General features: G+C 54.6%; 19 protein-coding genes and 1 tRNA gene. 10 read left to right on the top strand and 10 right to left on the bottom strand.

Translation table 11 applies throughout. From position 1 onward, the window contains the following. Positions 1-2 precede the first annotated feature (2 nt). Genes FKCLFG_RS06915 through wrbA form a run of 3 tightly spaced genes read right to left on the bottom strand, consistent with a single transcriptional unit; the run spans position 3 to position 2403 of the window. Positions 3-1409, bottom strand: a complete 1407-nt coding sequence (locus tag FKCLFG_RS06915) for an FAD-binding oxidoreductase (RefSeq protein ID WP_472615479.1) — start codon at positions 1407-1409, stop codon at positions 3-5. Beyond that, positions 1406-1798, bottom strand: a complete 393-nt coding sequence (locus FKCLFG_RS06920) for a DUF2069 domain-containing protein (protein ID WP_472615480.1) — start codon at positions 1796-1798, stop codon at positions 1406-1408. Before FKCLFG_RS06920 ends, FKCLFG_RS06915 begins: the two co-directional genes overlap by 4 nt. Then, complete coding sequence (wrbA, locus tag FKCLFG_RS06925; protein ID WP_472615481.1) at positions 1798-2403, bottom strand: NAD(P)H:quinone oxidoreductase; 606 nt, start codon at positions 2401-2403, stop codon at positions 1798-1800. Before wrbA ends, FKCLFG_RS06920 begins: the two co-directional genes overlap by 1 nt. Before the next feature lie 191 nt (positions 2404-2594). Between wrbA and FKCLFG_RS06930 the strand changes: the two genes are divergently transcribed. The 3 genes from FKCLFG_RS06930 (at position 2595) to rpoD (ending at position 6954) form a co-directional block, all read left to right on the top strand. Then, positions 2595-3863 carry a YihY family inner membrane protein gene (locus FKCLFG_RS06930; RefSeq protein WP_472615482.1) on the top strand — a complete coding sequence of 423 codons (1269 nt, stop codon included), beginning with the start codon at positions 2595-2597 and terminating at the stop codon, positions 3861-3863. 225 nt (positions 3864-4088) lie between these two features. Then, complete coding sequence (locus FKCLFG_RS06935) at positions 4089-4328, top strand: hypothetical protein (protein WP_472615483.1); 240 nt, start codon at positions 4089-4091, stop codon at positions 4326-4328. Between the two features lie 460 nt (positions 4329-4788). Continuing rightward, positions 4789-6954 carry an RNA polymerase sigma factor RpoD gene (rpoD, locus tag FKCLFG_RS06940; protein ID WP_472615809.1) on the top strand — a complete coding sequence of 722 codons (2166 nt, stop codon included), beginning with the start codon at positions 4789-4791 and terminating at the stop codon, positions 6952-6954. A 302-nt stretch (positions 6955-7256) separates the two neighbouring features. Here the strand turns inward: rpoD and FKCLFG_RS06945 are convergent, their stop codons facing one another. Further along, a complete protein-coding gene (locus FKCLFG_RS06945) occupies positions 7257-8156 on the bottom strand; it encodes a 1-aminocyclopropane-1-carboxylate deaminase/D-cysteine desulfhydrase (protein ID WP_472615484.1) in 900 nt (299 codons plus the stop codon). Between the two features lie 192 nt (positions 8157-8348). Next, positions 8349-9944 carry an OpgD/OpgG family glucan biosynthesis protein gene (locus FKCLFG_RS06950; RefSeq protein ID WP_472615485.1) on the bottom strand — a complete coding sequence of 532 codons (1596 nt, stop codon included), beginning with the start codon at positions 9942-9944 and terminating at the stop codon, positions 8349-8351. 65 nt (positions 9945-10009) lie between these two features. Between FKCLFG_RS06950 and FKCLFG_RS06955 the strand changes: the two genes are divergently transcribed. From FKCLFG_RS06955 to FKCLFG_RS06975, 5 genes are read left to right on the top strand one after another with little or no spacing between them, the layout of a single operon-like run. Continuing rightward, a complete protein-coding gene (locus FKCLFG_RS06955; RefSeq protein WP_472615486.1) occupies positions 10010-10198 on the top strand; it encodes a hypothetical protein in 189 nt (62 codons plus the stop codon). 32 nt (positions 10199-10230) lie between these two features. Further along, a complete protein-coding gene (locus FKCLFG_RS06960) occupies positions 10231-14022 on the top strand; it encodes an ATP-binding protein (RefSeq protein ID WP_472615487.1) in 3792 nt (1263 codons plus the stop codon). Next, positions 14012-14638, top strand: a complete 627-nt coding sequence (locus FKCLFG_RS06965) for a condensin complex protein MksE (protein ID WP_472615488.1) — start codon at positions 14012-14014, stop codon at positions 14636-14638. The genes FKCLFG_RS06960 and FKCLFG_RS06965 overlap by 11 nt, the downstream gene beginning before the upstream one ends. A gap of 8 nt (positions 14639-14646) precedes the next feature. Then, positions 14647-15876, top strand: coding sequence for a hypothetical protein (locus FKCLFG_RS06970; protein WP_472615489.1), 1230 nt, complete (start codon positions 14647-14649; stop codon positions 15874-15876). Further along, positions 15869-16720: a DUF7281 domain-containing protein gene (locus tag FKCLFG_RS06975; RefSeq protein ID WP_472615490.1), complete on the top strand. Its 852-nt coding sequence runs from the start codon at positions 15869-15871 to the stop codon at positions 16718-16720. The genes FKCLFG_RS06970 and FKCLFG_RS06975 overlap by 8 nt, the downstream gene beginning before the upstream one ends. A gap of 334 nt (positions 16721-17054) precedes the next feature. Here FKCLFG_RS06975 and FKCLFG_RS06980 read toward each other — a convergent pair. Further along, a tRNA-Pro gene (locus FKCLFG_RS06980) sits at positions 17055-17131 on the bottom strand. 185 nt (positions 17132-17316) lie between these two features. Between FKCLFG_RS06980 and FKCLFG_RS06985 the strand changes: the two genes are divergently transcribed. Then, positions 17317-18465 (top strand): M14 family metallopeptidase, encoded by a 1149-nt coding sequence (locus FKCLFG_RS06985; protein WP_472615491.1) that lies wholly within the window; start codon positions 17317-17319, stop codon positions 18463-18465. Between the two features lie 115 nt (positions 18466-18580). Here the strand turns inward: FKCLFG_RS06985 and FKCLFG_RS06990 are convergent, their stop codons facing one another. The 4 genes from FKCLFG_RS06990 to FKCLFG_RS07005 all read right to left on the bottom strand — a co-directional run bounded on the left by FKCLFG_RS06990 (position 18581) and on the right by FKCLFG_RS07005 (position 22553). After that, positions 18581-19804, bottom strand: a complete 1224-nt coding sequence (locus tag FKCLFG_RS06990) for a DUF2863 family protein (RefSeq protein ID WP_472615492.1) — start codon at positions 19802-19804, stop codon at positions 18581-18583. A 160-nt stretch (positions 19805-19964) separates the two neighbouring features. Next, positions 19965-20438 (bottom strand): hypothetical protein, encoded by a 474-nt coding sequence (locus tag FKCLFG_RS06995; protein WP_472615493.1) that lies wholly within the window; start codon positions 20436-20438, stop codon positions 19965-19967. Between the two features lie 24 nt (positions 20439-20462). Continuing rightward, positions 20463-21476, bottom strand: coding sequence for an HpcH/HpaI aldolase/citrate lyase family protein (locus FKCLFG_RS07000; protein ID WP_472615494.1), 1014 nt, complete (start codon positions 21474-21476; stop codon positions 20463-20465). Between the two features lie 87 nt (positions 21477-21563). Beyond that, positions 21564-22553 (bottom strand): malate dehydrogenase, encoded by a 990-nt coding sequence (locus tag FKCLFG_RS07005; protein ID WP_472615495.1) that lies wholly within the window; start codon positions 22551-22553, stop codon positions 21564-21566. 310 nt (positions 22554-22863) lie between these two features. Here FKCLFG_RS07005 and FKCLFG_RS07010 point away from each other — a divergent pair, with 310 nt between their 5' ends. Continuing rightward, complete coding sequence (locus FKCLFG_RS07010) at positions 22864-23655, top strand: GntR family transcriptional regulator (protein WP_472615496.1); 792 nt, start codon at positions 22864-22866, stop codon at positions 23653-23655. Positions 23656-23728 lie beyond the last annotated feature (73 nt).

A 23728-nucleotide genomic window follows, 5' to 3' on the forward strand; every position in this document is an offset into this window, starting at 1 on the left:
GGTTACAAAACTTTACCCGGATTCATCAGGTTCAATGGATCGAACGCTTGCTTCAGCGTTTGCATCATCTGCATTTCCACTGCCGACTTGTAACGCCGGATTTCATCGCGTTTCAGCGCACCCAGACCATGTTCGGCGGAAATCGAGCCGCCGCAGCCATGCACGCTGTCATGCACTACCAGGTTGATTGCCGCTTGCTGCGCGATGAACGCCGCGTCGCTGATGCCTTCGGGCGGCGATACGTTGTAATGCAGGTTGCCGTCGCCGAGGTGGCCGAAAGTGACCATCCTGCAGCCGGGAGCTGCCTGCTGCAGCAGCACATCGGTGGACAGGATGAAGTCGGCGATGCGTGAGATCGGCACCGAGATGTCGTGTTTGACATTCTTGCCTTCAGTTGCCTGCGCCAGCGAGATGTGTTCACGCAGGTTCCACAGCGATTTGGACTGGGCGATCGAGGCCGCGACGATGGCGTCTGTAATGACATCCTGTTCCAGCGCCGCGCCTATCAGGCTTTCCAGCATCGCGTTTGCATGCTGTTCCGATTCGCTGTCGGACAATTCCAGCAGCACGTATTGCGGATGATTTTCCGCAAAAGGCAGGCGCATCTGCGGAAAATGTTTGGTCACCAGCTGCAGGCAGAAATCCGACATCAATTCGAAGCCGGTCAGCGCCGCGCCGCAGTGCGCCTGCGCCAGCGTTAACAGTCGCAGCGCATCCGCTGGCGTTGACATTGCAGCCAGCGCGGTAATCTGCGCTTTCGGTTGCGGAAACAGTTTCATCACGGCAGCGGTGATGATGCCGAGTGTGCCTTCGGCGCCGATGAACAGGTCGCGCAGATCGTAACCGGTATTATCCTTGCGCAACCCGCGCAAGCCATCCCAGATTTCACCCTGGGCGGTCACGACTTCGAGGCCGAGGCAGAGTTCGCGCGTATTGCCGTAACGCAGTACGGCGGTGCCGCCGGCGTTGGAGGACAAATTGCCGCCAATGGTGCAACTGCCTTCGGACGCCAGCGATAACGGGAACAGGCGCTCGGAACTACTGGCGGCCTGCTGCAGGTTTTCCAGGATGCAGCCGGCTTCCACCGTGATGGTGTTGTTGAGCGTGTCAATCGCGCGGATCTGGTTCAGGCGCGTCAGCGACAAAACAATGGCCGCACCGCTGTCGTCCGGCACGCTGCCCAGCACCAGCCCGGTATTGCCACCCTGCGGCACTAGCGGGATGCGAAACTGATTGCAGAGTTTGACTACGGCAGCGACTTCGGCAGTGGAGCCGGGTTTGAGCACGGCAATGGCGCAGCCGGTAAAACGCCCGCGCCAGTCAGTCAAATAGGCGGCGGTGTCAGTCGCCTCGGTCAAGACATAATTGGCCCCAATTGCTGCGCGGCAGTGAGTGAGGAAATCGTTCATTTTGCAGCCTTCTCGATGGTTTCACGCGCCAGTTTTTTGGCGGCCTGTTTGAGCGGTCGCAGATACAAAATCGCGCACAAGAAATAAATCACGGACAGTGCTGCTTCAGCCCAGCCCAGTGCGGCCGACAGCCCTTGATCGCTGGTGGCGCGCACCAGGCCTTCCATCAAATACAGCAGGACCAACATCGACGACCATTGCAGCGTGTAATTGTCACGCTTTAAAACCCCACGTAGCGGCAGCAGCAGCGGCACGACTTTGAGCACCATCCACGAGCCGCCCGGGCGCAGCGGCGCCAGCACCAGTTCCCATGCAACGCATAACGCAATCAGTACGATCAGACTGAGGCTGGCACCGAGGTGATAATTTTTATGGAGGTTGTTTTGCATCATTTTTGTAATTTAGTGGCGGTACTGGCGAGCCGTTGTCCGAGGGCGATGGCAAGGTGCCGGGTGTCGTTTGAAATCGTCTTGTTGCCGTCGGCGCCGGCCCAGTGCGTGGCGCCATAGGGGCCGCCGCCGCTGGCAGTAGTCATCAGTTCCGGATGCGTGTAAGGCAAGCCCTGGATCAGCATGCCATGATGCAGTAGCGGCAACATCATCGACAGCAAGGTCGATTCCTGGCCGCCATGCAGGCTGCCGGTCGAGGTGAAGACGCAGGCCGGCTTGCCGCACAGGGCGCCGGACAGCCATTGCGCGGCAGTGCTGTCCCAGAAATATTTCATCGCGGCTGCCATGTTGCCAAAGCGCGTCGGCGAGCCCAGCGCCAGACCGGCGCACTGTTCCAGATCGGCCAGTTCGACATAGGGCGCGCCTGCATCCGGAATGGCCGGTGCTGTGGCTTCCGTCACGGTCGAGACTTCCGGTACGGTGCGCAGCCGGGCATCGCAGCCGGGCACGCTTTCAATGCCTTGGGCGATGCATTCTGCTAGTGTGCGGGTGGAGCCATGCCGGGAGTAGTACAAAACGAGCAGGGTAATGTTGGATGGATTCATGCTTGATATTATATTGTGGTTTATTAGTATCCGATGTTACGCACGTTGCATGCAAGACATGAAGGGCATTGTCCGCGAAACACACGAAATACACGAAAGAATGTAAAGAAGTTTTTTCGTGTCTTTCGTGGACCGAGTTTTTTTGTGCGTAACATTAGTAACCACTTTATTGCACCGAATTATCGCAGCCAATGTCCCTGAAAAACCTATCGATTCTGCGTGGAATGTCCTGGGCCGACTTGCGCGACCTGTTCCTGTTCGCGCGCAACCGTTTGCATGAAGAACGCCTGTCGCAAGTGGCGGGCAGCTTGACTTACACCACTGTGCTGGCGCTGGTGCCGATCCTGACGATTGCGCTGGCGATCTTTACCACTTTCCCGCTGTTCAATACCTTTCGCGCAGCGCTCGAATCATACTTGGCCGGCAGTCTGATGCCGAGTTCGATTTCCAATACCATCCTGGGCTATCTGACCCAGTTTGCGACTAAGGCCAAGAGTCTGTCGGCGGTAGGCGCAGTACTGCTGATCGTGACCGCAGTGCTAATGATGATGACGGTCGACCGCACCTTAAACGACATCTGGCGCGTCAAAACACAGCGCCCGTTCGCCCAGCGGGTGACCGTATATTGGGCCGTCGTGACGCTGGGCCCGCTGCTGATGGGCGTGTCGATGACGCTGACTTCGTATTTATTTACCGCCACTAGCGATGTGGTGGCAAGCGTGCCCTTCATCGGCGCGGTGTTTTATACGCTGGTTTCGATCCTGATTACCGCCGGCGCGTTCACCCTGTTGTATGTAATGGTGCCGAACCGGCCGGTCGATTGGCGCGACGCCGCTTGGGGCGGCCTGGTCGCCGCGATTGCATTCGAGCTCGTCAAGCGCTTGTTTGCCGGCTTCGTCAGCCAGTCGCCGACCTACACTCTGGTGTATGGCGCAGTGGCTGCGATACCGATATTTTTGTTGTGGATTTATCTTTGCTGGCTCATCACTTTGTTCGGCGCGGTGCTTGCCGCATCCTTGCCGATTGTGAAGTACGAACGCTGGTGGCATGTCGCCGCGCCCGGCAGTGCTTTTGTGGATGCGATGTCGGTAATCGAAGCGCTCTATCGCGCGCGCGTTTCAGGTGCGACTGCCGTGGTCGACACCCTGACGATCCGGCGCAAGACGCGGCTCGGTTTTGAAGAGATAGAACGCCTGCTGCAAAACATGCACGACGTCAATTGGGTCGGGCGCGTCAAGCCGGAGCAAGCCGGAACAAACCGGGCACGCTGGGGCAGGCGCATTGAAAAAGGATTCGATAGCTGGGTGCTGGTCGCCAATCCGGAACAATTGACGCTGGCAGATGTCTATCGGATGTTCGTATTCGATCCTGCCGGCGATGCGGGACTGGCCAGACAGGTGGAAGCGGCGATCGAGCAGGGCTTAAAAGAGACTTTGGCGGAACATTTTGCCAAGGGTTGATATATTTTTGACGTAAAAGCATACTGCATCCACTATTTTTATATAGTCGCATAATGTATGCGTATATTCACATATTTTTGTCTATACTCCGCAAAAAATAGCGATGGCATGACGCGGTAGCGGACTCGGAATACGACGTATGGATGAGGATATGCACGGTTATGCGCTTAAAAAATGCCCGATATGCGACTCAAGTATTGGAAATTATTGTCATAAAGCGGCATAATGCCAACTTTTCGTCATTATCTTTTTTGGAATGAATTCCCAGCTCGCTTTTATCAGCGGGCTTTTTTGCTTTCCAAACAAACCAATAGAAATTTTGCATCTTATAAATCGATCCGGCCTATCCAGCAGGCACAAGGGGAAGCAAATCTTCACCCATCCAATGAGCAATTCTGGAGCGCGGATTGTCGGTGCGTGTTTGGTGGCAAGTGGTTGAGCGGTTACGCCAGCCTTGAGCGGTAACACAGTGATCTTCAACGGTACACATATTACAAGCTCTACCTATTCCCCCGTTAGCCGGATTGGGTCGAGTCATTCACCTCGTACATGAAAGTAACCAAGTTCGTCTTGACTTGGTGTTAAAGCAATGAAAAATACTTCAAAAACACTGAAACTCGCCACCAAAACTGAGCGCACGGATTCGACGCCATTGACGCTGCCAAAAGGCACGCTGAGCCATGTACTCGATAATGCCGAAGCGCCAAACAAGGTGAAAGTCGTCACCAAACGTTCCAGGCTGGCCGTGTCCGTTGTGGCAGAACCGGCTGCAGCGCCTGAAGAAACCTTGCCCGCGAGCGCGCTCATAGAGCTGGCTGCAGATCCGGATTCTGCTCTTGCCGTGGTCAAGGCTCCTGTAGTCGCCAAGAAAGCCAAGGCAAAAACAGTTATTGTGCCTGCCAAAATTGCCGTCCAACCTGAAACCATGTCGGACGCGACTCCGATGGCAGGGCAGGTGGTCAAACAAACCACCGATGCCGCAACGCTGGCGGCGATCGACACCTCCGGCTATTTCCTGCCTTCGGTCAAAGTGCCGGGCCGTCGCGGGCGCAAGCCGAAAGAATTCCAGCCTGAGAACGATGAAGTCGCCGCATTAAACGCGGTCGAGCGCTCCGAACTGAAATCGGTAGCCAAGGCCAAAAGCCGTAGTGCGAAAGAAAAAGCCCTGCTCAAAGATGCGCTTTCGGCCGATACCGAAGCGACCCCGGAGGATCTGGAGCAGCGTCGCAGCAAATTGCTGGCCTTGATCAAGTTCGGTAAGGAGCGCGGCTTCCTGACCAACGCGGAAATCAACGATCATCTGCCGGAAAACATTTTCGAGCCGGAAGCCATCGAAGCCATCATCAGCACCTTCAACGATATGGGCATCGCAGTCTACGAACAGGCTCCGGATGCCGAGTCATTGTTGTTGACGGACAATGTTGCGACCGTCACCAGCGATGACGAGGTCGAGGCAGGCGCCGAGGTGGCACTGTTGACTGTCAATGCGGATTTTGGCCGCACTACCGACCCGGTGCGCATGTACATGCGCGAAATGGGCGCGCGCGATCTGCTGACACGGGCCGGTGAAATCGAGATTGCCAAGCGCATTGAGGGCGGCCAAAACGATATGATTCAGGCAATTTCCGCTTGCCCAACCACGATTGCCGAAATAATTGCCACTGCAGAAAAAATCGCGAATGATGAAATCAAGATTGATGAAATCGTCGATGGTTTAATCGATCCGGATAAGTCTGACGAACAAGCTGCTACCGCAAGCACGGACGAAGACGATGAAGACGATGCCGACGACGAAGCCGAGGCCAATGAAGACGAACCGGACAACGGCGGCATTGCCGGCATTGGTGGCGCAGCCGGCTTTAGCGCCGAGCAGATCGCGCAACTGAAGCAAGCCGCGCTGGCGAAATTCGCCATCATTTCGGTCCAGTTCGAGAAGATGCGCAAGGCCAACGACAGCGGTGCTTACAAATCTGACGCTTACAACCAGGCACAGGCAGTCATTTCAAACGAACTGCTGGGCATCCGCTTTACCGCCAAAGTGGTCGAGAAACTGTGCAACACGCTGCGCGGGCAAGTCGACGAAGTGCGCCACATTGAAAAACAATTGCTCGGGATTGTGGTCGACAAGTGCGGCATGCCGCGCACCCACTTCATCAAAGTGTTTCCTGGCAACGAAACCAACCTGGATTGGGTCGATGGCGAAGTCGACGCCAGGCATCCATACAGCCTCGTGTTGAGCCGGAATGTGCCGGCAGTCAAAGAGTTGCAGAAAAAACTGATAGCCTTGCAGTCGCGTGTCGCATTGCCGCTGCCTGACGTGCGCAGCATCAACAGGCAAATGTCGGCCGGCGAAATGCGCACCCGCAAGGCCAAGCGCGAGATGACGGAAGCCAACTTGCGGCTGGTGATCTCGATTGCCAAAAAATACGTCAACCGCGGCCTGCAATTTCTCGATCTGATTCAGGAAGGCAACATCGGTCTGCTGAAAGCGGTCGACAAGTTTGAATACCGTCGCGGCTACAAGTTCTCGACCTATGCGACATGGTGGATTCGCCAAGCGATCACCCGTTCGATCGCCGATCTGGCGCGCACCATCCGCGTTCCGGTACACATGATCGAAACCATCAACAAGATGAACCGGATCTCGCGCCAGGTGCTGCAATCCACTGGCGCCGAGCCGGATGCGGCGACCCTGGCAACGAGGATGGAGATGCCGGAAAACAAGATCCGCGAAATCATGAAGATCGCCAGAGAGCCGATTTCAATGGAAACCCCGATGGGCGAAGACAGCGATTCGCAACTGGGCGACTTCATCGAGGATAGCCACACCGTGGCGCCGGCCGACGCCGCGCTGTATTCATCGATGCGCCGGGTGGTCAAGGATGTGCTGGACTCGCTCACGCCGCGCGAAGCCAAGGTGCTGCGCATGCGCTATGGCCTTGAAATGTCGTCCGACCATACGCTGGAAGAAGTCGGCAAGCAGTTCGATGTGACCCGCGAACGGATACGCCAGATCGAAGCCAAAGCGATGAACAAGCTGCGCCAACCGTCGCGCTCGGACAAGCTCAAGAGCTTCATGGGAGCTAATTAAGCAAGCAGTGGATTACTTGCATTGAAGATATACAGTTATCTGTATTTTTAATGGGCGCAATGAGCACGTGCGGTAAATGCAGTGTTTTTGTCTATACCCCTTGATAAATCGTGAGTGCTGAACGGCTCAGTGCGTTGAAGCATCTTTTGGTGGAGCGCAGCCGGGCGCGATCAACGGCCGCAGTCTGGCGACTGCTTTCGCGCCCGGGTGCGCTCCACCAAAGCCGCAGCACTTCGCTCTTGATTGGTATGTTGGCTAATAGTTTTGGTTAATAATTGCGAATTATTAACGGCCCTGCAGCGCTAAAATCCCCGCGCCCCCTGCAAGCCCCCGGTATGCACGGCGACGATGCGTTCCTCCGGGTGGAAAGCGCCCGATTGCGCCATCTGCCGGAGCGCATAAAACAGCTTGCCGGTATACACCGGCTCAATCGGGATTCCAGTTTCCTGTACAAAATCAGCGCAAAACTGCCTTAACGCCGGCGGCGCCTTGCCGTAGCCGCCGTGATGACAATCGGTCAGCAAGGTGTAATTGTCATAAGCCGGATAACCAGCCTGGCGCAACAGTCGCGCAATTTCCTGATGCAGATATTCGGCATTCTTGAGCACGGCCACGCCGATCACGCGCCCGCGCCCCTGCAAACCGGCCAGCAAACCCGCCAGCGTCGCGCCCGTCCCGCAAGCCACCATCATCGTATCGGGAATGAAAGGCAATTCGGCCACCAGTTCCGCTACCCCGCGCAGCGCTGCCGGCGTGCTGCCGCCTTCCGGGAGCCAGACATGGCTATCGTCCATATCCGTTTCCATCAGATGCTGACGCCATTGCTCAGGGCATTCGCGCAGCGCCCGATAATCCTCGCGCGACACAAATATAATCTGCATCCCGAGCCGCCGGCAATCATCCAGCGTGGCAGTAGTCACGCCTTCCGCACCGCGCACCAGACCTATCGTCGGCCAGCCCAACAGCGCGCCAGCGTGCGCCAGCGCATGCAAATGATTCGACCACGGCCCACCCATCGTCACCAAAGTCACACGACGATCGCGCATTGCCAGCAGCGGATATTTGAGCTTGCGAAATTTATTCCCGGACACCTCGGAATGCAGCAAATCATCGCGCTTCACCCACACCTTGCAGCCGGAAAACAACGGGCTGAATGGGCTGATGAGAGGAGTGCAGGGTGATGGATGGCGGGGAAATGGCATCGATATGCTTGCTGAATAGGAGAAAGAAGGATTCTAGCGTTGAAGCGTCCGATGGACGACCCGCACCGGCCAGCTGCGCGACAGCATTTCTGCACAGAGCCGTCATCATTGCATCGGAAAATGCTTTGGTTGTCTCAAAATGATTAACACCTTCCGAGTCAGCCAGGCTCCTGAACGAAGGTGAAGTCATTCTTAAAAATGACGCTGCGCCATCGCCGGTGGAGTCCATTGATACAACCAGGTCTCGCACAATGTCTGACCTTCCGCAACCAGATACACCCGCAAATCAATCGGCACGACGCTGGCATCCATCGGTTTCAGATCGAACATCACCCGGTAGCCTTGAATATTATCTAACGGCCGCGCCGAGGTCACTTCTACCTTGCCGCGCGAAGCACTGATGACCGGCGTCACCTTAGCGTCCTTGCCTAGCAACTTCAGATCGCCACCGGCGAAATCGACCACGAAGCGCCAAGAATAATAAGTGCGCTTCTGACCAACCACACCACCCATGCCAGTGCGCGTGGCCACTACAGTTGCCAGCGGCGGCACGATTGGCATTTTGCTGCCCCAGTGCAAACGATACGTGAACAAATGTTCCTGGCCAGCTTGCGGCTTCTCAGCCGGATTCCAGAAGCAGACGATATTATCGAAAGTTTCGTCGACGGTCGGGATTTCCACCAGCTGTACCGCACCTTTTCCCCAGCCGGACTTCGGTTCGACCCACACGCTCGGACGCCGGTCATAGAACACGCCGTCATCCTGATAGTGGTCGAAATTGCGGTCGCGTTGCAGCAAGCCGAAGCCACGCGGATTCTCATCCTGATAGCTATTGAAGCGCAGCTGCGCGGGGTTGGTAAGCGGCCGCCAGACCCATTCGCCATTTCCCCGCAGCAACGAGAGTCCATCGGAATCGTGAATCTCCCGACGCCAGTCATTGGTTGCAGCAATGCGACGGTCATTTTCGCCATACTGGAACATGCTGGTGAGCGGGGCCACGCCCATACGTTCGATGGTCTTGCGCGGGTATAGCGCAACCTCGACATCCATGACCATGGTTGCCGCAGGTTGAATTTCGAATCGATATGCACCCGCCACGCTGGGCGAATCCAGCAGCGCATACACCACTAATTTGCTTGAATCCTTGCTCGGACGTTCCAGCCAAAAACTGATGAAATTAGGAAACTCTTCCGGTCGCGGCATGCCGCAATCGATCGCCAAACCGCGCGCCGATAGTCCATATTGCCAGTCGGAGCCTACAGCACGGAAATAACTCGCGCCCAGGAACGCTGCGACGTCGCGCTCCAGATCGGTATGAAAATTTACCCTGAAGCCGGCAAAACCCAAATCCTTCGGCATCTTGCCGCCATGCAAACCGCTTTTGCCGTATTCGAACATGGCAGGGTCGTACGCCAGTTCCTGGGCCTGACCATTTTTCAATTCAAAGATGTGCACCGGCGATTTGAAATAAAGACCCAGGTGGAAAAATTTGGCCTGGAAACGCAATTGATCTTTGGCCCACAAAGCGTGATCGGCGCGGTAATTAATGGATTGATACTGATCCCAGTCCAGCTTGCTGACCTCATCCGGAATATGGTTTTCGGGAGCACGGTACGGTTGTCCGGCAAGTTGTCGAGCGTATCCTTTGAGCCAGGCGGTATCAAAGGCCTGCGCCTTGCCAAGGAATTTCAATGGGCTGGGCGCAACTGCGGCAGCAAATAATGACTGGGCTGGAAAGCCGGCAGCAGCAAGTGCGGCCGATGCTTTCAAAAAATCTCGTCGTTGCATGGTATTCCCTGTTTCAGTAAATCAAATTGAGTGACCAGCTGGGTTGGTGGCAACCAACTACTGCCATGGGCAATTCTCTTTTGACAAGCTCCGAACCTAAAAGTGCAATTCGAACTGCATCAGCGGATCATCCGGCAAGGTATTTTCTGGCGCTGCGACAAGTCATCAAGGCTCCATCGATTATGCTGATGGCGGGAAATCGATTATTTGCCATCTTCCTCGTGGGACGTCATCGTTCCAACCAGCAGCACTAGCTTGCGTCATCCTTTTTTAAATGGAAATTTTTATGAATTTGACAAACCGTACAGTTGAATCGGATGGAGTCCGAGACGTGTTCGAGGTGTCGGCTGCGGCGCCAGTCGGCGCGCTCTTCGCACCCTTCACACCCTTGACACTCTTCGAAACAGATGTGATTACCGACGATCTGGGAGCACCTGATGACGTGATATCGAGCATCTGCGGACTCAACAAAGTCATTGTCATCAATTCCTACGTCAAGCATAAAGCGCGCATTCAGCACATCGACAACCACACCCATATTTCCGGACGCAACGGACGCGGCAAGACAACGTTGCTACGCTTGATCCCCTTGTTCTATGGCGAGCAGCCTTCCAAGATGGTCAAGCCGTCCGGCGAAGTGCTGCGCCCAATCCGGGAATATATTTTTGACTCCAATTCATCCTATCTGATCTTCGAATACCGCAATCATGACGGCGTCAAGCTCGCCATCATGTATTACAGCCCAAGCAACAATAGCCCTTCTTATGTTTTATGCGATGGGCCTTATGCCGGCGAATTGTTCAAGGAGAATGGGCGCTTCGTCGAAAGCGGCCATCTGAACGGGCGTCTAAAGACTTTGCGTCGCAATCCGACCAGTTCCATCGGCGTGATGGAGTATCAATCCATCATTCAGGCCCGTAACGACCGGGTGCGCACCAGCGGCGACATGCGCAGTTATATCCGGCGTTTTGGGCTGGTTGAAAAAGGAAATCTGAACGGGATTGAAAAGATCGCCAGCGCCATGTTCTTCAAGGACATCACATTTATGGCTCTGAAGCGCATGGCGTATTCGGTCATGAACGACTCGGACGAAACGGCCATCAGGACATCGATCACTGACAAGGAACTAAAGCCGTTCTTCGCCAATTTCCGCGCCTATCAGGATGTGATGAAGCAGAGCCAGGCATTTTTAGATGGCAGCACGGCCCATATCGCGATCGGCCATGCCCGCACCAGCATCACCAATGTTGCCATCAAGGCCAATCTGCTGAGCCGGCATCAGGGAATCGAAATTGAATCTGCACAAGCAGAGATCGATCAGCTGCATGCGACCATCAATAATACAAGCGAGCAATATAGTCTGGACGCAGCGGCGACAAGCAAGCGCATCGCCGAACTGAAAGGGCAGATCGGGCGCGCCGATGCACTGATTCTGCAGATCCATCGGGAGCAATCGGAATTCGAACGCCAGGATATCGACGCCCTGCGCGAATTGGTGGCGTCGATTCAGCTGATCAAAGGACGTATTTTTACTGTAACAAAAACACTGAATGCGCTCAAGGAGGCTTCAGGCAACATCAATCAGAAATACGACAGCGAAATTACCAAGGTGCATGAGCAGTCGGAAGCGCGCGCCGTGCCATTACGCGCCGAACAACGCCTGATTACCAACGATGCCACGTTGCGGCAGGCGAAAATTCAATCCGATCTGGCCACAGCCCAGAATCAGCTTAATGAGGCTATCGATCAGGCAACAGGATTGCTCAACCTGAATCTTCAGGAAGCCAATGAAAAGTGGACCGTGCTGAGAGAACAGCGGGCAAGCATTGGAATTTCGCCAGAATTTGAGCAAAGGATAAGCGTCCTCACGGATAAAAAAACAGGATTGCAAGCCGAGATCAATGCGATGCAGACGTCGCTGCAGGCGCTGGTGGATCAGCACGCGGTCAGCAGATCCCAGCACCTGCAAGTCGATCTACAACTCACGGCGGCAAAAAAACACCTGCAAACAAAAGAGCAGCGCTATGAACATTTGCTGAAACTAAATTCGCCGGCTCCTGGCACGCTGCTGCACTACTTGCGCGCGAATGTGCCTGGCTGGCTCGACAATATCGGCAAGGTTGTGCGCGACGACGTCCTGCTCAATACCGATCTGGCCCCGGTGAGCGCCGTTGATGGTGTCGGCGACAGCTTGTATGGCATCGATATCGACCTGGCAAAGATCGATTCCTCCCTGGCCGCGCGTGAGCATGTCTTAGCCGAAGAAATCGGCACCGTGCGCGTCGCGATCGGGGACGACAAGCTGCGGGTGCAGCAGCTCGAAATAGAGCTTTCCAAAGTGACCGATCAATTGGGGGCGGTGCAAAAGAGGCGCAATCTGAACGAAAGCCAGCTGGGCGCGAAAAAACGCACTCTGGCCGAGATGGATGCACCGATTGCCGCAACCCAACGGGCGGCACAAGAAGAAAAATTGATGCGCAGCAAAGAAATCGAGCTGCAGGTAAGCAGCGCAGCCACTCATTTGCAAGCGGCATCCGAAGCGATCCGCACGCGTCCCGCCGAAAACAACATTCGCCGTCGCTCGCTGAACGCGACCTTTGATGCGAAGTCGGGCGAGCTGCAAGCTTGGGCCGCGCGCGAAATGACGCGCGTAGAGCGAATGCTGGCGGATGAAGAGCATAACAAGAAAGAAACGCTCATTGGTATCAATGCGGCACGCGCGGCCGAACTGAAAAAGGGCGGCGTGGACATGGACGCGCTGCACATGTTGCAAGGCGGAATAGCGAAGGACGAGACACTGTACGCGAAGGCGCTTCTGTCGCAGGAGCAAGTGGATAAATACACGCGCTGGCTTGAAACGCGCCCGCTTGAAAGGCAAAACGGGATGGAGTCGATGACTGCGGATAAGGAATTGCTATCCACTGAAGAGGCTGTTCATCAAAAGACGATGGCGGCCTTTAATAGCATCGTCGTCACCCTGACACAGCGCAAGGAGCAGCGGGAAGCGAGGCTGGTCAGTGCGAAGGAGGCGTTGCGCCGTCTGGACGAGTTCCGTAGCAATAAGGCGACCGAAGTAGCGGGCACCACACTGGTTCAGCCTGTGGATATCGGTGGCATGACACTGGAGGCACTGGCAAACGAGCATGCCAGTGCATCGACTGAGATGAGGAGGGCGCTAGTGGTTCGCAACCAAAAGATCGCGCCGATTCATGCGTTGTTCAACCGTCCGGGAGAGCAGACGCATGTTGCCAAATTCGGCATGAGTCTGCCGTCCGTGTATTCCGATTCGACCGGCAGCAGCACGGTCGAAGCAACCATCAACGTGCTCAAAAGCTGGTATGCCGGCGGCTCCGAGCAATCGCGCGACATGATCAATGGAGAATGCCAGTCGGCATGCGGGCTGTTTCAGACCTATCTGGACAAGCTGAAGGATTTCCAGGAAAAGATCGGGCGTCTTTCACGCCAGTTGCAGAACAGCCTGAACTCCGACATGGTGTTCGACGCGATCCGCAAGGTATCAATCAGCCTGTCCGGCCGCGTCGAGCGGGTGGCGTACTGGGCCGAACTGAACAACGTGGTGTCCGACTTCGGCAGATGGAAAGAGATCGACTGCGAAGGGATGCCGCCTGCCAGCCTGATCAGCAATCTATCCGCGTTGACCAACAAGATCTCCGGTGGCAAGCTTGAAGAGTCGCCCGAGTCCTTAATCGACATGGAAATCATGGTTGACGACGGCGCCGAAAAACGTGTCAGCAACGAGGCCGAACTGAAGAATGTTTCAAGCAATGGCTTGAGCTACATGATCATGTGTCTGATCTTCGTTGCCTTTGTCAACCGGGTCAGAAAAGACGCGGATGTCTGGCTGACCTGGGCACTCGACGAGATCGGCACCATTGACCCAGGCAATTCGCGGGCGCTGTTGAAGATGCTCGCGCACCACAAGATTAGGCTAATCTCGGCCAGCCCTGTCGGCGAGGAAAGCGTGATGGGGCTATTCCAGAACCACTATGAAATTCTGCCAGACTTTGAAATACAGCGCTGCAGCCCGGCGAAAAGGAGAAACCAGCATGTCGGCTAACACCATCCAGAAATTGATGTTCCTGTTCATCGAGGGGAAGTTCGTCAACGCTGACACCGAAACCCCTTTGTTCGAATTCCTGGAGGATGACCCGGTTAACATCGAAAAAATCAATACTTTGCTGGCCGGACTGGGCGTGCATATCGTTCGAACCTCCAATGGCCGCACCTGGTTTCCGGCGTATAAGGACATGAACGACGAGGTGCGCAAGCGCGTCGAGGAGACCGTGACGGAGCACAAAAAGAAACTGCGGCATCTGGTCAGCTTTTTTCGCTTGAGTCTGGGCGCCATCGGCGGCATGGCGCCGCAGGGTGGTGTGCTATTTCGCGCCTCCACACTGTCGGAATCGATTCACTCCAACACCAACCTGAACGATGCCCTCAAGCTGCTGTGCAGTCGATTAAGCATCAGCAACGATTCGGTTCAATCCATGACAGCTGCCATGCTCAAGTGGGCCGAAAAACAGGATCTGATCAAGTCGACCGATGCCAGTCGTGGCGAATACCGGTTCACAGGCAAGACGGATTGGGCCAACGACATGATCGAGTCGTTCGATGAATGCATCGAACAGCCCATGCTGGAAAACCTGCCAGAAACAGTCCAGCTTAACTTTTAAGGCATGCCATGAACGACCAGATACCTGCGCTCATCAATGCACTTCAGCTGTGCCGACACGAGATCGACCAGATTTATGCCAATCCGCAGGGCGTGCATTTCGACGCCGAGGGTCCCAGCCACCACATCGCCAAACTGGTCGCCGCCAAGGCGATCCGGGTGGCCCACGACGGCTCATACCGGCTCGATTCCAGGCTGAAGAAATTCTTCGACTGGGCGATCAACCGCCGCAGCATTTACGGCAACTCAACGCATTACCAGGACATCCTGTCCAATCTTGAAGTCGCCGTGATCGGCTACCTTGAGGCGCTGACGCGCGCGGAGTCGGTCGAGCTCGCTGAAAAAATCGGTGCCGTGTTCGAGCTGTGCGATGATTTTTCCTCCGGCATGACCGAGGACATCGAGCGCTTCCGGTTCTTCATCGAGGTGCAACAGGGATTCACCGGCGGCAGCCTGGACGAAAAAATTCTGTATAACCGCAATCGCCTCAAGCGCGCGCGGGAACTGGTTGAAAACGTCAGTAATGTGCGTGAACTCAACCTGTTGGAAATAGCCGGTCAGGCCGAAGAACTGACGCGCGTGTTGCGCAAGGAACTGTATAACCGGCACGACGAAATCCAAAGCCGCCTGTACCAGGTGCAGACCCGCCTGTCAGCGACTCTGTTCGAGCTGGAAAGCATCGATCCAAAGGCGCTTCGCCTGATCAACCTGGACAATTACTTGGTCAAGCACCCCGATCTGGCGGTACCTGCATGGGACGCGATGCCAAAGCCGCCGGCATGGGCGACGGTATTTCCCGGAATTAAACTGGTCGCCTATCCCGACCCTTGCTCAGAGGCCTACGGCGCGTCGCTGCAGGCGATGATCAGCGCCATCAAGGACGAGGTGCCGGCACTGGCGCCGCAAAAAGAAAAACGGTCGAACGATATCGTCGACCAAGGCGAGCCGGAGATAAAGGACATTCCGATGTCGACCTATCTGACGTCGTTGTATCGTTTCTCCGACCAAGCCGAGAGAGCAGGTGGATTAAGCGCGCTGGATTGGCTTGCCAGCAACCGGGATGTATTCGCGTTCGACGCCGTCATCTGGCTCCAGATGCTGTCCAATAGCCATGCGAATGGCAACCTCGATATTCCGCAGACATTATTTGGCGAGCCGCAGAAAGCGGAAGTTGGTGACGAATATCTGCTGACCGATTTTCTGCTGAAGCTGAAAGCGCCGGAGTCCGTCGATGGCTGACACGCGGCGCGGGGATCTGGCAGTATTGGTGCGCGTCTACCAGTCGGGGGCCGATAAGACACGGGTTACGCAAGCCGCGCGCTATTTTGTCCGGGAATGCGGCTTCGGCAAGATCGGCGGACAGAACTGGCTGCTCGATGCAGACGCGCGCCGCCGCATCCGCGCCTATCTGGTGGCGTACCACCATATCGCCGATCCCGACCAGGTCGACTTCGACTTTTCCGGCATGTCGAGAATCGAGGCTGCCGCGATTACGCCGGCCGAGAAGTTCGCCGGGCGAGGACCACGCGAGGGCAGAATCCTTCTGCGCGGGCTGCACGGTACGACCCGTATCAACGGCCAGTGCTTTCCATCTATCGGCAACTCCGCCATCGATCTGCACGACAGCGACATCCTGAGTCTCGATCACGACTGTTTGATCGTCATCGAAAATTTCGAGGCATTCACGGGATTTGAACGCCTGCTGCTATCTTCGTTTCCCTATAAAAATCCGATTCTGGCGTTCCGGGGTGATGCGGCCAACCCGGCCGGCGGAGCTAGGCGGCTGGCGGCAAAAACGTCGCTGTCGGTGGTCGCGTTCACGGATTTTGATCCGCAGGGACTCAATATCGCCGCCAGCACCCCGTGCGTCGCCGGCGCCATCTTTCCGGTCGAATTTGGGCAGATGAAGAGGGCTGATCTGTTCGATAAGCAGCGCCACCTGTTGAAAGAAACGGCGGGCTATCCCGAGGCGTGGCGCCACATAGTGTCCGCGATGAAAAGCGCCAAGAAGGGGATTACACAGGAAGAGATGATCGCAGGACAGATTTCGTGTTCGTATATCCCAACCATTCTGGTGGTGTGATCATGCATCGTGTACATGGCCACAGCAGTGGGCTTTGTTTATACAACACCATCGGTGCGGCCCGGCATCAGGACTGTTTTTAACCTCCACAGCCAGCGTAGAGTCCTTGGATCAGGATGCGCTATCCGCCAGCGAGCATTACGCACGGCGGCGCGGTCTGTGACGTGTCGTGTGTGATTATCCTGAGATTCAGAATGAAGAACTGGCGCTGATGTGCAAGTCGGGCGGGTAAGGGTAAATTTCAGCCGCAATATTTTTCTCGCCTAATTTCTTACCAAAGCTAGAAAAAGAAAAAGCCGGATTTCTCCGGCTTAAGCTAAATCTTTGATTCTATTGGTCGGGACGGAGTGATTCGAACACTCGACCCCTTGCACCCCATGCAAGTACGCTACCAGGCTGCGCTACGCCCCGACGAGCTTGCGATTATAACTGAACGCGTCGGAATTCAGCTGATCGAGATGCGTGAAGTTTGATGTGATTGGCTATGCGAAATGGATTTCTGGACGCACAATGGGAGCTTCTTCATTTCCCAATAAGGTTGTCCCGACGCTGCAGGCGGCCTGCTTGCGTAAGTCTGTTTGGGCAAAAAATTACTTATGTCGATAACAATCAGTCAACAGTTTGATGCCGGTGCGATTGAGGTGGTGCGCGCTGATGACCCTCAAGATATCGTTTTGAACTTGCGCAAGGATTCCAGCGCCGATTTTACCCAATGGTTTTATTTTCGCCTGCAGGGTGCGCGCGGCGTGCCTTGCACGATGCGTTTTTTGAATGCAGGGCAGGCGACGTATCCGGATGGCTGGAAGGATTATCAGGCGGTGGCAAGTTTTGATCGGAAACACTGGTTCCGGGTGCCTACCGCGTTTGATGGCGAGGTGATGACGGTGTCGCATACGCCGACTTCCGATGTCGTGTATTACGCTTACTTTGAACCGTATTCCTGGGAGCGCCATTTGACCTTGCTGGGGAAAATCGCGTCTGCGCCGCTGGTGCGACTGGAGTCGCTGGGTCGCACGGTACAGGGACGCGAGATGGATCTGGTGGTGGTGGGGAATCCTGCGGCTGCCAAAAAAATCTGGGTAATCGCGCGCCAGCATCCGGGTGAAGCCATGGCGGAATGGTTTGTCGAGGGCATGCTGGATGCGCTGCTGGATCCAGCCAATCCGTTGGCGCGGCGCTTATTGGCGGATGCAGTGCTGTATGTGGTGCCGAACATGAATCCAGACGGTGCTGTTCTGGGTAATTTGCGCACCAATGCAGCGGGGGCAAACTTGAATCGCGAATGGATGACGCCATCGCTGGCACGCAGTCCGGAAGTTTTTGTGGTGCGTGAGAAGATCCATGCGATCGGGTGCGATCTGTTCCTGGATGTACACGGTGATGAAGGATTACCGTATGTATTTGTGGCCGGTAGCGAAATGCTGGAGGGTTTTACTGCGGAGCAGTTGGCACAGCAGCAGGTATTTATCGATGCATACCGGCTGGCTAACCCGGACTTCCAGGACAAGGTCGGCTATCTCCCGGGTAAATATCAGGCCGATATGCTGACCCTGGCGTCGAAATATGTGGGCCATCATTTAAAGTGCTTGTCGTTGACGCTGGAGTTGCCGTTCAAGGATAACGCCAACCTGCCGGACCCCGAGTTGGGCTGGAACGGTGCCCGCAGCGCGCGTCTGGGTGCAGCGGTGCTGCAACCGATGCTGCAATCAATCAAGCGAATGCAGTTGCCGATGAGTGTGGCGTGATATTGATATTGGATTAATAAAAAAAACGGGAGTATGCCTTAAAGCCATGGTACTCCCGCTTTATTTAATTGCGGTATTAAAAAATACTTTTACCAGTATTCATGAAATGCATTGTTTAGTGAAAATGTTCGCTCCCCTGCGGGGTATCTTCCGGCATTTCCGGATGCACCAACTCGCCCTCGTCATCGGCGAAGAGGGGCGCGCCGCAATCGTCGCAAAATTCTATCGAGAAGCGTGTGTTGTGGCGTTTGATGTTGGTGATGCCTTCTTCTTGCAGCAGGGCCGTGATGATTTCGATCGGTCTTTTTTGTTCTTCCTGGATCAACAGGTCGCTGTCGTCTTCCTCGCCATAGAGCGGCCAGACGATGCCGTAGACGATTTCCGGTTGCGTGCCGATGGCAAAGCCGATCCGGTACTCACTGATCTGGTCGTCGCTGCCGTCGTCGCCGAAGCCGCCGATGATGGCGCGCAGTTCCGGCGCTGCTACATTGAGCGTATGGGTCAGATAATGCTGGGCGGCGCGAATCGCTGCCGGACGGATTTGCTTGTCAGCTTCGCGACAAGCGATGTAATACGCTTCCGGCAACAGTAATTCGATGCCGCAACCCGGTAGCAAGCGGGCGATGCTAGGCGCGGCCTGCTCTTGCCATTGCGCCAGCACCTGCTGCTGATCGGCAATGACGTTTGGCTGGTTTTGTGGCATTTGCCAGCGAAACAGCGGTGTGCCTGTTGGTACTACAACGATTGCCAGCAAGTAGCGGGTATCAGCCAGGAAAGGCACTGTTTCCGCCGCTTTGGCGGGAAATTGCACCACGCTGTTTTTCAGCGCAGCTTGCGCCATGCGGCGCGTGAGCGCGAAGGTTTCGGCATGCGTGTGCGGCAGTTGGTCAATCGAAAATAGCGCTGGTGCAACGACCAAATGTGCGCCATCGGCCAATAGGTGCGCGCCGAGTTGTGCCGACAGAGTCAGGCGTATGTCTTCCGCGATCGGCCCTGACGGGATAACAAAGCGTGTCCACGCCAAAATTGGCGCAGCAATCAGCAGCGCATCAAACTGGACGCCGTCTTGTTCTATCACGCAGGATTCGCTGGTTGCCTCGATGGCTTCGACTAGCGAGTCGTAGGCGTCCAGGTCGGCCTTGAAAACATTGTCGAGGGCGGCGTCGATGGTGTCCTGATGGTTACTCTTCAACAGTTTTTGGGACAATGTGTCCAAGCCGCGCTCCCAGGCGCGTTCTTCCAGGCGGCTAGCAGCTTGCGCGATGGCATGGCTGAAGCCAATCAATCGCTGGCTGTCTGTAGATAGTTTGGGAGGGGAGCTTTTTGACGGACGACGCATGTGAAATTTCGATGTAGTGACACGGGAGGCACGTATTGTAGTGGATTAGCGCTGCATTCATGCAATTACGTTCGCGAAAGCTGCGTTGGTTGTGGGTGGAACTGGATTCTTTGCGTTGATATGGAAAATGAAAACGCATGGTCAATTTAGGAACCCAGGCTCACTGTACTTTTAATTCTGCAGTCATTTGTGCCGCATTCTTGCACTCATTGGCGAGTTGCTGCCCTTTCTTGGTGTCCAGCAACATGCTTTTTGCCGGTATGCCAATCCAGAGCAAGCCATATTTGCGGTTTTCAAAACGGTTCGCGCCGGTAGTTGTTTCTATGCGCCGGAGACGATGTATGCGTTTTTTCCAGGCCAGAGCAATATGTTTGTCATCATCCGCATTCTGGTACATCGTTAATTTATTGCCGAGTTCACAATTGTATTCAGTTGAAAGCGCGTTTTTGGTATCCAGTTCCAGATCGTCTTCGTCTATCGCGGCATTGGAGATTACGAGGGGTTTTTTTACTTTGCCATGTTTCGCGCTGGCTTTACCTGATTTGGCAGGCGCAGTCGTGGCGGCCAGCGCCTGCGGTGCAACAAATGCTATACAGGCGATCGTTAAAAAGATTCTGGGATATGTCATTTTCATGGGGTGTGTCTCGTTTGTTGGCGGTTATTTACACAACAGTGTTTTCGGGGCGGTGGTGAATTCACCCTGCAGCAGGGTGTTAGCCCAATCCGGTATTGCCATGCCACTTAATTTTGCGCGCTTCAAAAGCATCCAATAATATCTATAGCTCGCCCTGTCATATAAAACGCCATTATGCTGTATCGGCCCCCATTGGGCGTTCCTGGCCTCGGAAATGATGAGGGCGGCGTGATTGATCTCGTCATTTCGAGGTGACATTGCATGCAAAATAGGCTTGATCTGGTTGGGATGGATGCTCCACATCCTGGTGTAGCCGAATTCTGTCGTAGCTCGGTAGGCATCATTGGCGACAATCGCCATATCCTTGATTTCTGTGGTGACATTGTGCGACGGCACCTTGCCGTGCGCATGGCAGGCAGCGGCAATCTCAAGTTTGGCGCGTACCACTAATCCATGTGTAAATTGGGTAGGTGAGCGCATTGCATTATCAGGAATAGCGCCGTGATGCTCCGAAACGAAATCCATGATGCCGAATGACAGGCACTCTACCTGCGGCAGCGCCGCAATCGCATGGACATCGGCCAAGGCACCGTGGGTTTCGATCAACATGTGCACCGGCAGCGCGTCGCGACCGGCTTGCCGGGCATGTTGATTGATGCGTTCGATGGCATGCTTGGCGTCGGCTATGTCATTAATTTTAGGTACGACCAGATAGGCCAGTCGTTTGGCCGCACCTTGGCAGAGGAGGGCGATGTCTTGCTCGAAGAATGCGTGGTGGCGGCCGTGAATACGGGCGCCGATCCTGTCGAAGCGGTTATCTTCGCTATTGATGATCGATGCGATCAGTCGTGCGTGGGATGCTTCGTTGCCGGTTGCTGCGCCGTCTTCTGCATCGAACGTGATGTCAAAAACCGGGCCAAGTTGTTGCTGTAGTGCGACCGACTTGCGCATCAGCTTTTCGGAGCCGGCATAGTGATCGCAAACCGGCAATGAGGACGGTTGATGCTTGCCTTGAAATAAGGCTTCGGAGGGATGCATGCCCTGTATACCCAAATCTTATGATGAATGTCGGGCAAGTGATGTGGCTGCGAACAGCCGCATCACTTGCTCATCCAATGGAAGGTTTTAACCTACCAGGTGTTTTACGCCATTACGTTCTTCGAGCAATTCATTGAGCGTCACGTTGATGCGTTCGCGTGAGAATGCATCGACTTCCAGACCCTGGACGATCTTGTATTCGCCGTTTTCGGTCGTGACCGGAAAACCGAAGATCGTGCCTTCCGGAATTTCGTAAGAGCCGTCAGAAGGAATACCCATTGTGGTCCATTTGCCATTAGTACCCAGAACCCAGTCATGCACGTGGTCTATAGCCGCATTGGCTGCCGACGCTGCCGACGACAATCCGCGCGCTTCGATAATAGCGGCGCCGCGTTTGCCAACAGTTGGCAGGAATACATTCTTGTTCCATTCCTGGTCGTTGATCATGTCCTTGACTGACTGGCCATCAATGGTCGCGTAGCGATAATCTGCATACATAGTCGGGGAATGGTTGCCCCATACAAAGAGCTTTTCAATCGCGGTCACTGGCTTGCCGGTTTTGGCTGCGATTTGCGACAATGCACGGTTGTGATCCAAACGCAACATGGCAGTGAAGTTTTTCGCTGGCAAGCCAGGAGCGGATTTCATAGCGATGTAGGCATTGGTGTTGGCTGGATTGCCGACTACCAGTACTTTTACGTTGCGGGATGCAACCGCATCGAGTGCCTTGCCTTGGACCGTGAAAATTTGTGCATTGGCTTCCAGCAAGTCCTTGCGCTCCATGCCTGGACCGCGGGGACGTGCACCTACCAGCAATGCAACATCAATATCCTTGAATGCTGTCATTGGATCTGCATGTGCAGTCATGCCAGTGAGCAACGGAAATGCGCAGTCGTCGATTTCCATCATGACGCCCTTAAGCGCTTTTTGTGCTTTTTCGTCAGGAATTTCGAGCAATTGCAAAATAATTGGTTGATCTTTTCCCAGCATGTCGCCATTGGCGATGCGAAATAGCAGGGAATAACCGATTTGACCGGCGGCGCCAGTCACGGCAACACGCATGGGGGCTTTAGTCATGTTGAATCTCCAGTGAGAGAAAGGAATAAATTATTTGAAAGGAACTGTTATTCATGTTCGATTATTACAATAATAACGCCGAAAAGCATTCGAGTCTGTTGATAACGATACACGACTGCGTGGACTTTTTATATTCAGGCGTATGATAATCGACATTGTGAATCTGGCATGCATCGGATGCAAGAACGATCCAAGGGGAAGTTTAGGGGTGCAGTTCTTGTGTGTCAATAAATATCTTATGTCTTATATAAGACATAAGATATTTATTTTGCTGGACGGCAGTAGGTAATTTATGGTGAAATCACAGGTTATGAATCCTGTCTTATCCAATCTGAGTCCCAATGCTATCCCTAACGTAGGGACAGGAACTACTTTTCCTGGCACCCCACCGACGTTTAGTCCCCTCTATCAGCAAATAAAATCTCTTATTACTAAAAGTCTGCAGAGCGGTGAGTGGAAGCCTGGGGAATTAATTCCGAGCGAAATGGAGCTTGCCAACCGTTTCAAGGTGAGTCAGGGCACCGTGCGCAAGGCGATTGATGAACTGGCAGCTGAAAATCTGGTAATGCGTCGTCAGGGAAAGGGTACCTTCGTTTCGTCGCACCATGAAGCTCGGGCTCAGTATCGTTTTCTGAGGTTGATGCCGGATGTGGGGGAGCCGCGTCCGGCGGATAATAAAATTATTGAGATCAAAAGATTGCGGGCGCCGGCCGAAGTGGCACGTCTGTTGGATATGAAGTCAGGAGATTCGGTCGTGTTTATCAAGCGCATCCAATCTTTCGATCAAATTCCAACCATTATTGAAGAACTCTGGCTGCCCGGTTTAATTTTCAAAGGTCTGACAGCAGAGCGCTTAATTGAATATAAGGGGCCAATGTATGGGCTCTTTGAAACTGAATTTGGCACCAGGATGATACGTGCAACGGAAAAAATTCGTGCTATTTCTGCATCTAAAGATGTGGCCGAGTTACTTGACATTGCCACCAATGAGCCCTTGCTAAGTGTGGAGCGCGTTTCCTTTACTTATGGTGATAAACCAGTTGAAGTGCGACGCGCTCTGTATTCAACCAGCCAGCATTATTATCAAAATGATTTGAGTTAGTCTTGGCTTAACACCAAGCCAGGTGTAGGTGCGTTCCAGGATTGGGGCGCATTGCGCCTGATAAATGGGGTCG

It is taken from the genome of Gelidimonas denitrificans (assembly GCF_055694065.1).

Coding starts and splice junctions, on each gene's coding strand:
- FKCLFG_RS06915 (WP_472615479.1), bottom strand. CDS start 1,409: ATGAACGATTTCCTCACTCACTGCCGCGCAGCAATTGGGGCCAATTAT.
- FKCLFG_RS06920 (WP_472615480.1), bottom strand. CDS start 1,798: ATGCAAAACAACCTCCATAAAAATTATCACCTCGGTGCCAGCCTCAGT.
- wrbA (WP_472615481.1), bottom strand. CDS start 2,403: ATGAATCCATCCAACATTACCCTGCTCGTTTTGTACTACTCCCGGCAT.
- FKCLFG_RS06930 (WP_472615482.1), top strand. CDS start 2,595: ATGTCCCTGAAAAACCTATCGATTCTGCGTGGAATGTCCTGGGCCGAC.
- FKCLFG_RS06935 (WP_472615483.1), top strand. CDS start 4,089: ATGCCAACTTTTCGTCATTATCTTTTTTGGAATGAATTCCCAGCTCGC.
- rpoD (WP_472615809.1), top strand. CDS start 4,789: ATGTCGGACGCGACTCCGATGGCAGGGCAGGTGGTCAAACAAACCACC.
- FKCLFG_RS06945 (WP_472615484.1), bottom strand. CDS start 8,156: ATGCCATTTCCCCGCCATCCATCACCCTGCACTCCTCTCATCAGCCCA.
- FKCLFG_RS06950 (WP_472615485.1), bottom strand. CDS start 9,944: ATGCAACGACGAGATTTTTTGAAAGCATCGGCCGCACTTGCTGCTGCC.
- FKCLFG_RS06955 (WP_472615486.1), top strand. CDS start 10,010: ATGGGCAATTCTCTTTTGACAAGCTCCGAACCTAAAAGTGCAATTCGA.
- FKCLFG_RS06960 (WP_472615487.1), top strand. CDS start 10,231: ATGAATTTGACAAACCGTACAGTTGAATCGGATGGAGTCCGAGACGTG.
- FKCLFG_RS06965 (WP_472615488.1), top strand. CDS start 14,012: ATGTCGGCTAACACCATCCAGAAATTGATGTTCCTGTTCATCGAGGGG.
- FKCLFG_RS06970 (WP_472615489.1), top strand. CDS start 14,647: ATGAACGACCAGATACCTGCGCTCATCAATGCACTTCAGCTGTGCCGA.
- FKCLFG_RS06975 (WP_472615490.1), top strand. CDS start 15,869: ATGGCTGACACGCGGCGCGGGGATCTGGCAGTATTGGTGCGCGTCTAC.
- FKCLFG_RS06985 (WP_472615491.1), top strand. CDS start 17,317: ATGTCGATAACAATCAGTCAACAGTTTGATGCCGGTGCGATTGAGGTG.
- FKCLFG_RS06990 (WP_472615492.1), bottom strand. CDS start 19,804: ATGCGTCGTCCGTCAAAAAGCTCCCCTCCCAAACTATCTACAGACAGC.
- FKCLFG_RS06995 (WP_472615493.1), bottom strand. CDS start 20,438: ATGAAAATGACATATCCCAGAATCTTTTTAACGATCGCCTGTATAGCA.
- FKCLFG_RS07000 (WP_472615494.1), bottom strand. CDS start 21,476: ATGCATCCCTCCGAAGCCTTATTTCAAGGCAAGCATCAACCGTCCTCA.
- FKCLFG_RS07005 (WP_472615495.1), bottom strand. CDS start 22,553: ATGACTAAAGCCCCCATGCGTGTTGCCGTGACTGGCGCCGCCGGTCAA.
- FKCLFG_RS07010 (WP_472615496.1), top strand. CDS start 22,864: ATGAATCCTGTCTTATCCAATCTGAGTCCCAATGCTATCCCTAACGTA.